At 35.1% G+C, this 9,674-nt stretch carries 9 protein-coding genes and 2 pseudogenes; 5 read left to right on the top strand and 6 right to left on the bottom strand.

Annotated features, from left to right (window positions below; all coding sequences use genetic code 11):
* The first annotated feature begins 68 nt into the window (after positions 1-68).
* The 3 genes from H540_RS0120200 (at position 69) to H540_RS33465 (ending at position 1,775) form a co-directional block, all read left to right on the top strand.
* A complete protein-coding gene (locus tag H540_RS0120200; RefSeq protein WP_028402135.1) occupies positions 69-671 on the top strand; it encodes a TetR/AcrR family transcriptional regulator C-terminal domain-containing protein in 603 nt (200 codons plus the stop codon).
* A 303-nt stretch (positions 672-974) separates the two neighbouring features.
* Positions 975-1,286, top strand: a complete 312-nt coding sequence (locus H540_RS30400; protein ID WP_051317214.1) for a hypothetical protein — start codon at positions 975-977, stop codon at positions 1,284-1,286.
* 189 nt (positions 1,287-1,475) lie between these two features.
* Positions 1,476-1,775, top strand: a complete 300-nt coding sequence (locus H540_RS33465; RefSeq protein WP_155891094.1) for a hypothetical protein — start codon at positions 1,476-1,478, stop codon at positions 1,773-1,775.
* Between the two features lie 788 nt (positions 1,776-2,563).
* On the opposite strand, the pseudogene H540_RS30395 reads toward H540_RS33465, so the two are convergent.
* The 4 genes and pseudogenes from H540_RS30395 to H540_RS0120175 all read right to left on the bottom strand — a co-directional run.
* A pseudogene (locus H540_RS30395) lies at positions 2,564-3,064 on the bottom strand (aminotransferase class I/II-fold pyridoxal phosphate-dependent enzyme); the annotation flags it as partial.
* Positions 3,061-3,216 (bottom strand): annotated as a pseudogene (locus tag H540_RS30390) (Lrp/AsnC family transcriptional regulator); the annotation flags it as partial. The pseudogenes H540_RS30390 and H540_RS30395, both read right to left, overlap by 4 nt.
* 263 nt (positions 3,217-3,479) lie before the next feature.
* Positions 3,480-3,629: a carboxymuconolactone decarboxylase family protein gene (locus H540_RS33460; RefSeq protein ID WP_155891092.1), complete on the bottom strand. Its 150-nt coding sequence runs from the start codon at positions 3,627-3,629 to the stop codon at positions 3,480-3,482.
* A gap of 39 nt (positions 3,630-3,668) precedes the next feature.
* Positions 3,669-4,571, bottom strand: coding sequence for a DMT family transporter (locus tag H540_RS0120175; RefSeq protein WP_028402134.1), 903 nt, complete (start codon positions 4,569-4,571; stop codon positions 3,669-3,671).
* Between the two features lie 206 nt (positions 4,572-4,777).
* On the opposite strand from H540_RS0120175, the gene H540_RS0120170 reads away from it, so the two are divergent.
* Complete coding sequence (locus H540_RS0120170; RefSeq protein ID WP_028402133.1) at positions 4,778-6,154, top strand: aminotransferase-like domain-containing protein; 1,377 nt, start codon at positions 4,778-4,780, stop codon at positions 6,152-6,154.
* Positions 6,155-6,497: 343 nt separating this feature from the next.
* Here H540_RS0120170 and H540_RS0120165 read toward each other — a convergent pair whose 3' ends face one another.
* On the bottom strand, positions 6,498-7,112 hold the full coding sequence (locus H540_RS0120165) for an FMN-binding negative transcriptional regulator (protein WP_028402132.1): 615 nt from the start codon (positions 7,110-7,112) through the stop codon (positions 6,498-6,500).
* A 127-nt stretch (positions 7,113-7,239) separates the two neighbouring features.
* On the opposite strand from H540_RS0120165, the gene pdxR reads away from it, so the two are divergent.
* On the top strand, positions 7,240-8,619 hold the full coding sequence (gene pdxR, locus H540_RS0120160) for a MocR-like pyridoxine biosynthesis transcription factor PdxR (protein WP_028402131.1): 1,380 nt from the start codon (positions 7,240-7,242) through the stop codon (positions 8,617-8,619).
* Positions 8,620-8,935: 316 nt separating this feature from the next.
* Here the strand turns inward: pdxR and H540_RS0120155 are convergent, their stop codons facing one another.
* Positions 8,936-9,385: a S1 domain-containing RNA-binding protein gene (locus H540_RS0120155; RefSeq protein ID WP_028402130.1), complete on the bottom strand. Its 450-nt coding sequence runs from the start codon at positions 9,383-9,385 to the stop codon at positions 8,936-8,938.
* Positions 9,386-9,674: the final 289 nt, after the last annotated feature.

Below are 9,674 nucleotides of genomic sequence, written 5' to 3'. Positions count from 1 at the left end.
TATCTGGAAGAAATACGACGTAACTCTTTGAAGTGTAGCTTACTATTTAATAAGAAAGGAAAGAGGATATGATGGAAAAGAAAAAGCCGCACACAGACCCTCGCATACTCCGTACACGACAATTAATTAAAGATGCCTTTGTTGAATTACTTGAGGAAATGGATCTCCAAAAAATAACTGTTAATCGATTGGCAGAGCGAGCAACCATCAATCGAGTTACCTTTTATCTACATTATCGTGATATTCCAGATATGTTGGAAAAGATGGCAGACGATATGATTGAGGACATTTCAACGATTTTTAATAATGCACCAACGGACCAGACATCCCTTGAAGAGAGCGGTTGGAAAATAATTGAAAATTTACTTGAACATATAGCTGAACATGCAAATTTTTATAAGAGCATTCTGGCTTCTAAGAAAGTCCCAATCTTTAGAGACCGTCTATCAATGTTTATAAGGGACATGATAGTTACTAGGATAGATGAAAGCGAAAGATCATCCCGTATTATTACTGAAATTGTAAAAAAAGACATTTTGATATGGTATGAAGCTTCAGCTTTAATAGGTACGATTATTTCTTGGCTCCAAAACGACATGCCGTATACTCCATCGTTTCTAGCCCAGCAATTTGCTTTACTTCACCCTAGGAGGCTAAATGGAGAAAGTTAATGATTTACAAAATGTAACTATGCTAGTGTAGATATGCTGAACCTACCATTCCACAAGGAGTTTACGCTGAACTCTGTGTGGCTAAAAAAATTCGTGACCTCCTAACCAATGACCCGCAAAATGTACAATACCAGATGAGATTGTGAATAAATGTACTTAAAATAACGGGTGCGTTACTGATGCATATCCAGTGTCTATGAATCTATCTCATATCCAAATATAATTCTCTTATTCATTGTTTTCACCTATACCTTATCTATTAAACAAGCATAAGATGTACTAGCTAGTTAAGGGGGTGAGGTAATGGGATGTGGATGTTTTAGCGGCTTTTCCCATAGAAGTCGTAGAAGTGCTAGAACTTTCAGAAGTCATATAAGTCATAGAAGCTTTAGAAATCTTAGAAGTAATGGTATTGTAGGATTCCTTAAAAGATTAAGTCCAGGAACTTGTGTTGTTTTACAATTCGATGATCGCCGACCTGCAACGGGTACATTTCAAGGGTTTGAAAATGGTACAGTAATTCTGACTAATTTTGATGGTTTCCCTGGTCTTGTCCGTATCAAAGTAAAGAGTATCAATGCTGTTTCTGTTGCTGGATCTTCTAAATGTCGTTAGATTTACACATAAAAAAAGCGGTTGTATAAAAAATACAACTGCTTTTTTCTTAATATTTTTAATAGATTTATAAAAAATAGTTAATGTCCAATTTGATACATCAAAAATAATTTTTTATTTGTTGTTTTTACCTATACCTTATCTATAAAACAAGCATAGAATGTACTAGTTAGTTAAGGGGGTGAGGTAATGGGATTTGGATTTGGATGTTTTGATGACTTTTGCCATAGAAGTCGTAGAAGCCGTAGAACTCATAGAAGTCGTAGAAGTGTTAGAACTTTCAGAAGTCGTAGAACTAATAACGTTGTACGATTCCTTAGAAGATTAAGTCCAGGAACTCGAGTTGTTTTACAATTTGATGATCAGAGACCTGCAAGTGGTGTTTTTCAAGGGTTTCAAAATGGTACAGTAATTCTGACTGATTTTAATGGTTTTCCTGGTCTTGTGCATATTTCAGTAAAAAGTATTAATGCTGTTTCTGTTGGATAACATCATTAATAAAAAAAAGGTGGCTGTAAAAATACAGCCGCTTTTTTTATTAATATTTTTAATAGATTTATAAAAAAATAGCTAATGTCCAATCTTTTTATAAGATTAGACATAATATAAAATAACTCATAATTCTTACCTTAAAAAGCCCCTAAACCACAGGGGTTTTTTTCTACTTATTTGATCCAATACGAGTGTAGCTGCAATAAAGGGATACCTTTAAGGGGAGAAAGAATACATCTATGAAACTGTGAAATATCAAGTTTGCTAGTTTAAAAACTTAAACTTTAAACTTAAACATCTTATTGTAAATAAATACTTCAGTTTGTCCAAAGGGAATTTCTTGTGGTATCAGCTTCACTGTTACTACCCTGATAACCTGCATTATGTAAACAGAAAAGCCACCCATCAGGACAGCTTTTTAGTATAGGTATTGCGTATGTAATGAAAAGCAAGGCGGGGTGAGACCCTGCTCTTCATTCAACAAATATTACTAGGAGGCGATTCCCAATATTAGTATATGCACAGCTTGTCTGATTGTGTAGACAAGTTATCTATTAATGTAAAAATATGCGAAAGATAAGTTTATCTATTGTAAAGAGTAGAAATAAAAAAGTTATCATCTGTCATAATATATTGATGGAATTGCTGTAGACTAGTATCCAACGTAGAAGAACATCTGGTTCCTGTGAAGCCCATTCTACATGACCCCAAGTTCTTATCAATGTATTTTTCTTTTTAAAAATAGACAAATTTAAACTGTTTTTTACTAATTATTTAAATGTAGATACAAATCGACTAATTCGTTTCATAGCTTCTTCAATCTGTTCCGATTGGATCTTAAATTCATTCTCACTCTTTGTTTGAACAGCAATTGGAACACCCCCTGCCATTTCTACCAAAGGTGCATACGTTACAAATGTAGGTTCTACAATAATAACTTCATCACCAGGATTTAGAATAGTTCTCAAAGCGATATCTAATGCTTGACTTGCTCCGACAGTTACGATGATTTCATTTTCTGGTTTATAGCAAACCTTAAATTTCTGTTCCATATAATGAGCAATTTCTTTTCTTAATTCTAAAAGTCCTGCATTTGGTGTGTATGATGTATATCCTTTTTCTAATGATACAATAGATGCTTCACGTACTGCCCATGAAGTGACAAAATCTGGTTCACCAACTCCTAATGAAATTACGTCTTCTACTCCATCTGCCAAATTAAAAAAACGACGAATCCCTGATGGATTCAAGTGTTGAGCAGTTGTTGCTATAAAATTATTCATCATGGAGACACCACGATTCTTTTATCACTTTTATCTTGTTCATAGATAGTTCCATCATGCTTATACTTTTTCATAATAAAGTGTGTTGTTGTTGAAATCACTGAATCTAAGGTAGCTAGTTGGTTTGATACAAAATAAGCAATTTCAGACATATTTACCATTTTAGCAAGAGTCTCAATTGATAGTCTTCCGTTTTTTTTAAGTATTTCTAGGTCTTTTTCCTTTAAAAACATCTTTTTTGCCTCCTGATTATTAAGATATTATAAGAAGATGGATATTTGAGGAGTGCAAAGTAAAAATCATTTCTTATCAATCATTTGGAACTCGTCATCTTGAAATACTAATAATTTTATTAGTTAAACATATATAACATTGCTAAATTACAAGAATATAAAGTTCTCTTTCTATTTTTGCTTCTTCAATGCGATAAAATTTCTTTAGCTACTGTAAACACAGATGACACCTTTGGCCAGCCTTCATAGAAAGCAAGATGAATAATGACTTCGATTGCAGCTGTAATTTTGAAGCAGTTCAAGCTATTGCCAAGCGGGAACTGATAAAATGGCATCTAAATAATCTAATATAGCTATCCCGATTGACAAAGCGGTTATTGTTTTACTGATGCAGATCTTTTTTTTGTCACCGTAGCATTCTTGCCAAATATAACGGAAAACACAACAATTACAGCTATTAGGACAGTGAATAATGTTATGGATTCATTCAGAAATAAAGCTGCAAATATAATCATTAAAAATGGTTGTAGATATTGAATCTGACTAACTCTTGAGATCCCTCCCATAGCCATTCCACTATACCAGGCTACATACGCTAGAAATTGACTAACTACAGCCAGATAAATAAAACTAATCCAGGCTTTTAAAGGCGCATGAAGCATCTCGCCAGTAACGTTTAAAAAGACTGGAACAATGAAAAATGGAGCAGTGATAATTAATGCCCAAGCAATCACTTGCCAGCTGCCTAATTCTTGAGCTAACTTGCCGCCTTCTGCATAACTAAGCCCGAGCATAAACACGGCTGCCAGCAAGGCTAGATCTGTATATTGCAATTGGCCAAGCCCAAGGTGGACAGCATAGATAATAACTGCCAAAGAACCGATTATACTTGAAACCCAAAATTTAAGAGAAGGGACTTCACCTGCTCTAATAATGGCAAATCCTGCTGTAGCTAATGGTAAAAGCGCTAATTCTACAGCTCCATGGGAAACAGGCAGACTTTCCATTGCCCACGAAGTGAGTAAAGGAAATCCTAAAACAGCACCGAGAGAGACAATAATCAGACTCTTGAATTGGCGGACAGAGGGCCGCTTTTCTTTTCTGACAATCAATACAATAGTAACTAAAATAGAGGCAATGATTGTTCTTCCTAAACCGACGACCGTAGCTCCTAAATACGCCACTGCTATACGTGTTGCAGGGAGAGTGAAGCTAAAACATATGACTCCTATCAACCCCAACAGTAATCCCAATTTTTCTTTTCTTTCTACTTGCATCATATTCAGCTCCTAACTTTTTATTTTTTTGTGTCAACTCTGTACCTGTTTCGATAAATTAGTGTTATCCTCTGTAAACAAGGCTTTTTTGAGTGTCTTCTTTATTGAAAATCTGTGCTGGTACAATTAGAATATTAATAGGAGCTACTGTGAAAATAAATAAAATTTTTGTTCATCTGTCCTGGTACAGAAGAAGGGGAATTAACATGAATGCAAAATATATTGGGATTATTGAAGAAATTAAAGATCAGCTAGCAAATGGATCACTGGTAGCAGGCAGTAAACTTCCTTCAGTGCGTCAATTGTCTGAAAAGTTCTCTTGCAACAAAAACACGGTAATTAAAGCATATAATGAACTGGAAAAAGAGCATTTAATTTATTCTGTTCCTAAAAGCGGCTATTATGTTGTGAATGAATTTCAAAACCCTGAAAATAAAAATAATGCTATTGATTTCTTGTCTGCTGGTCCAGATAAAGACGTAATGCCTTACATTGAATTTCAGCATTGTATCAATCAAGCGATTGATACATATAAAGAAGAATTATTTACTTATTCTGACCAGCAAGGACTTTACTCATTACGAGTTCAATTGGTGAAATATTTGCAAAATTTACAAGTGTTTACCGATCCTGAAAGGTTATTTGTTGTGTCTGGATCTCAGCAAGCCCTTAATTTGTTAGTTTCCATGCCATTTCCAAATGGAAAAAACAATATTCTAATCGAACAACCTACTTATTTTGGTTTTATTGAGTCAGCCAACCTTCATCAGGCTACTACTTTTGGGATTGATTTATCCACGGAAGGGATTGATCTCGATCGTCTAGAGTATATGTTTCGAAATAACGATATTAAATTTTTCTATATTGTTCCGAGATTTCAAAACCCACTTGGACATAGCTACACGAATAATGAAAAAAAGAGGATCGTTGAATTAGCTGAAAAATACGATGTGTATCTAGTTGAAGATGACTTTTTAGGGGACCTTGACCCAAATTTAAAATCAGACCCATTATTCTCCTACGATCCTTCCGGAAGGGTTATTTATATTAAAAGCTTTTCTAAAATTTTTCTCCCCGGTTTAAGGATTGCTGTTGTAGTTCTTCCGAAATTAATGATCAACAATTTTTTACGATATAAATTTAGTGCAGATTTTAACAGCTCTGTACTTTCTCAAGGGGCACTAGAGATCTATTTAAAAAGCGGGATGCTTAACGGCCATATCAAGAGAATAAAAGGGGTATATCATAAAAAAATGAAACTTCTTCAGGAAGCATGTGAATTATTGCTGCCGGCCAATACTCATTTTTCTAAACCAACTTCAGGATTCTATCTATCCGTATTTCTTCCAGAGACCGTGACAGCAAAACAAGTAGTTAATTTGCTAAGAGAGAAGAATATTTATGTTGATGATGCATCCAGAATGTTCCTGCCAGAATACAAGAAAGAAAATCTGCTTCGATTAAGCATTTCTCAAGTTAACGAGAGTCAGATTAAACCAGGAGTAGACCAGCTGGCGCGCTGTATTGCCTTTATTGACAGCAGAAAAAATTATATTACTCCAAATAACTTTCTGCTCTTTTAGCATCGGCTGGTAAGTGTATAAAGATAATAAAGCTATTTAAATAGCTACATCTTTTAGATTGATTGGAGTTGTTTCTTTAGCAATTACTGCTTCAATTTATTTTTTATAATGAAGAAAAAGACTATATCTTAAGAGATGTAGTCTTTTTTGTACCTAGAATTCGCTTTATGTTAATTAGAAATCAATAATATATAGTGTCTTAAAGCAAAATTACTGATATTACAATATTTCAAAATACCATCAACACTGTATCTCTGACCTAATGAATAAATTGACGGTCTGAAAATTAATGGAGATCCCTCATTAACTTCCACTGTGTTAATAAAAGAGAACATTTACACTATTAAGATTTTTTCCTAAGGTTTTCTTTCATAAGGCATGCAATTTTGTGATCATCTTCACTTCCAGATTGTTCTAATTGTTGAATAACAAGTTCTAGTCGATCAACTGAGTGGTTTTGACTCAACTTTGCCTTACCTTCAATTTTATTGATTTTAATTCTGAATCCTACAATCCCTTTAGTCATCCCTTCCATAAAACGAGAATCGACTTGGTCGAATTTATATGAACTGTTTGGGTTTTCATATTTCAATACCATATCACGTAAAGAATCCACCAATTCTTCACCGTCTATAATCTCAACCTGTCCGTATACATGAACAGCTACATAATTCCATGTGGGAACAGCTCTGTCTGTTTCATACCAAGAAGGAGAAATATAGCAATGTGGACCATGAAAAACTGCAAGTATCTCTTGTTTTTCTATATCTTTCCACTGCTCATTGGGTCGTGCAAAATGGCCATACAAGTATCCTTTTTCTTTATCCAAGGTTAAGGGTATGTGGGTTGCGTTTGGATGGCCTTGATGTTGAGCAAATAGCGTAGCAAAACCATTTTCTTTAATAATGTCATAAATCATTTCTTCATCAATAATTTTAAAGTGCTCTGGAATATACATATAATTCCTCCTAAGTTATTAATGTATTTGAAAATGTTTGTCAACTAATATAAGATATATTATTATACAATCTGACATTTAAAAAGGTACAATTTCGAACAAACAAACATGTCAAAGGAGGTTATAAATGAAAAATACCATTTTTGCATTTAAGGATAGCTCCCCTAAATACAAACAAATATACGAGCAGTTTAAGTTATTTATTGAACGGGGTGACATACTTGCTGATGAACAATTGCCCTCCATTCGTCATCTTGCAGACTCCCTTCAAGTAAGTCGCAATACGACATTAATGGCTTATGATCAACTTGTAGCTGAAGGCTATATTCGCGGAGAAGGACGAAAAGGTTATTTTGTAAATGAATTAGAGCCGCTTTTATCCCAAGAAGCGTTAATCCCTTATAATAAAAAGCAAACAGAGTCGGTGACACCTACCCTCATTGATTTCCGAGCCGGCGCCGTAGATCAAACGCACTTCCCTTTAAAAATCTGGAGGAGAATTGCCAATCAAGTATTAACGTTACAGGAGAGCTTTCGATACGGGGAACCCTTTGGTGAAGTGTGCCTACGTGAACAAATTGCCACATACTTACTCCAATCTCGTGGGGTGAAAACAGATGCAAATGCCATTATTATCGGCAGTAGTACCCAACAAATGCTTATCAATCTTGGGCATATACTGAAGAATGATTTTCCAAGCATTACAGTAGAGGACCCTGGATATGATGGCGCTAGGGAAGCTTTTCAATTCCATCGTTTTACGATTGAAACTTTACCAGTTTATGAAGCAGGTGCTGATTTTTCACAATTAGAACAAATGAAATCACGATTAATCTATGTAACACCTTCCCATCACAGTCCATATGGGGTAAGTATGTCCATTCAACAACGGCAAACGCTTATTCATTGGGCTAACAAGATGCAAGGATATATTATCGAAGATGATTATGATAGTGAATTTCGCTATACGCAACAACCATTTCCAGCTCTCGCTTCCATTGATTCAGCAAGAGTCATTTATCTAGGAAATTTCTCAAAGTCCTTTCTTCCAGGAATTCGTTTAAGCTATATGGTGTTGCCACAGTCACTTTTAAACCGTTATAAAAATCAATTTCTTCATTTCGAGAGTACCACTTCACTTCTTAGCCAACTCACGATGGCTAAATTTATGGAAGATGGGGAATGGAATCGCCATATTAAACGTATGCGTCTTGTTTATAAACGAAAAATGCAGCACTTAGTATCAGTATTAAAAAAGCAATTCGATCAAAATATATCCATTATTGGCGAGCAGTCTGGTGTGTACTTATTAGTTAAAGTACACCTGAAGCGTTCAGAAGAATGGCTAATCGGGCAAGCTTCCTTTTATGGTGTTAAAGTGTATCCTACCTCACTCTACTTCATTAAAAATAATACTGATAAACCAATTATTAAACTTGGTTTTAGTAATCTTTCTTGTGATGAAATCCAGCTTGGTGTGAAGCTCTTAAAAAAGGCTTGGTCATAAAAAACACCCCGTAATCGTTAGTTGTGTCTAACAATTACGGGGCAGTTCATTTTGCAAGAGCGCTGGTTTACCAGACCTGCCCGTTTGTTGAAAGAGTCCTGACGGCAAAATGCGGATTTTATATACTAAGACAAATGAACTTTTATGCCTAAAAACGGTCGTTTTTGAGACGTATTCTCTAAAATATTGATTATAAAAAACAATTGTTTTTTTATGTCTTAATGAACTAAAGCGGTTCGAGTTACCTTAAAGAAGGCAAGCCAGTTTACAGGCTTGCCTTTATCTATAATGATGAAGCATTAAAAAATGAAGCAGGTTATCCGCGTCTTCCGCCTCTACCGCCCCGTTTTGTTTCGGTGCTACGTTTGAGGGTGGATAAATTCTCTTCACTAGTCTTTAAAAAACGAGCCATTTTATCTTCGAAACTTTCCTTTGGTTGGAAATTGCTTTTTGAACGGAAGTCTTTGGAACGGCTGTCGATTCTTCCCTGGCGTGGTGGACGTTGGGAATAAGAAGAGGTTTGTCCTTCGGGTCTATCTATAGCTTTTTTGATGGACAAGGCAGTTTTGCCGTCTTTCTCACTAATCACTTTTACTTCAATCTGGTCGCCTACTTTGAGATGGTCATTAATGTCTTTTACATAGCTATCCGCTACCTCGCTGATATGCACAAGACCTGTTGAGCCTCCCGGTAATTCTACGAATGCTCCAAAATTAGTGATGCCTGTTACTTTACCTTGTACCTTACTGCCTACTTCGATTGACATAAAAAATGTTCCCCCTCAATAATGTTAAAAACACTTCATTATAACAAATTGAGGGGAATAATATCAATTAGGAGTCCTAACGCATGCCCATCAAGCCAATTTTCAGATATATCCTTAGGATAGAGGCAAGGGAAATACATTTTAAACGAACATGGACTTATGTGAAGAATCTTAAAAAAAGACCCGTCTTTTATATACAATGTACCCTATTAAGTAGACACCAAAAAAAGTCTACCAATAGGGTACTTTTTTGTATAATTAAGAAACACAACTAGAGATAACATGGAGA

Source organism: Ectobacillus panaciterrae DSM 19096 (genome assembly GCF_000430785.1).
Lineage (GTDB): Bacteria > Bacillota > Bacilli > Bacillales > Bacillaceae_G > Ectobacillus > Ectobacillus panaciterrae.
Note: the sequence above shows the minus strand (reverse complement) of the source record. Positions and strands in the feature narration are given on the sequence as shown.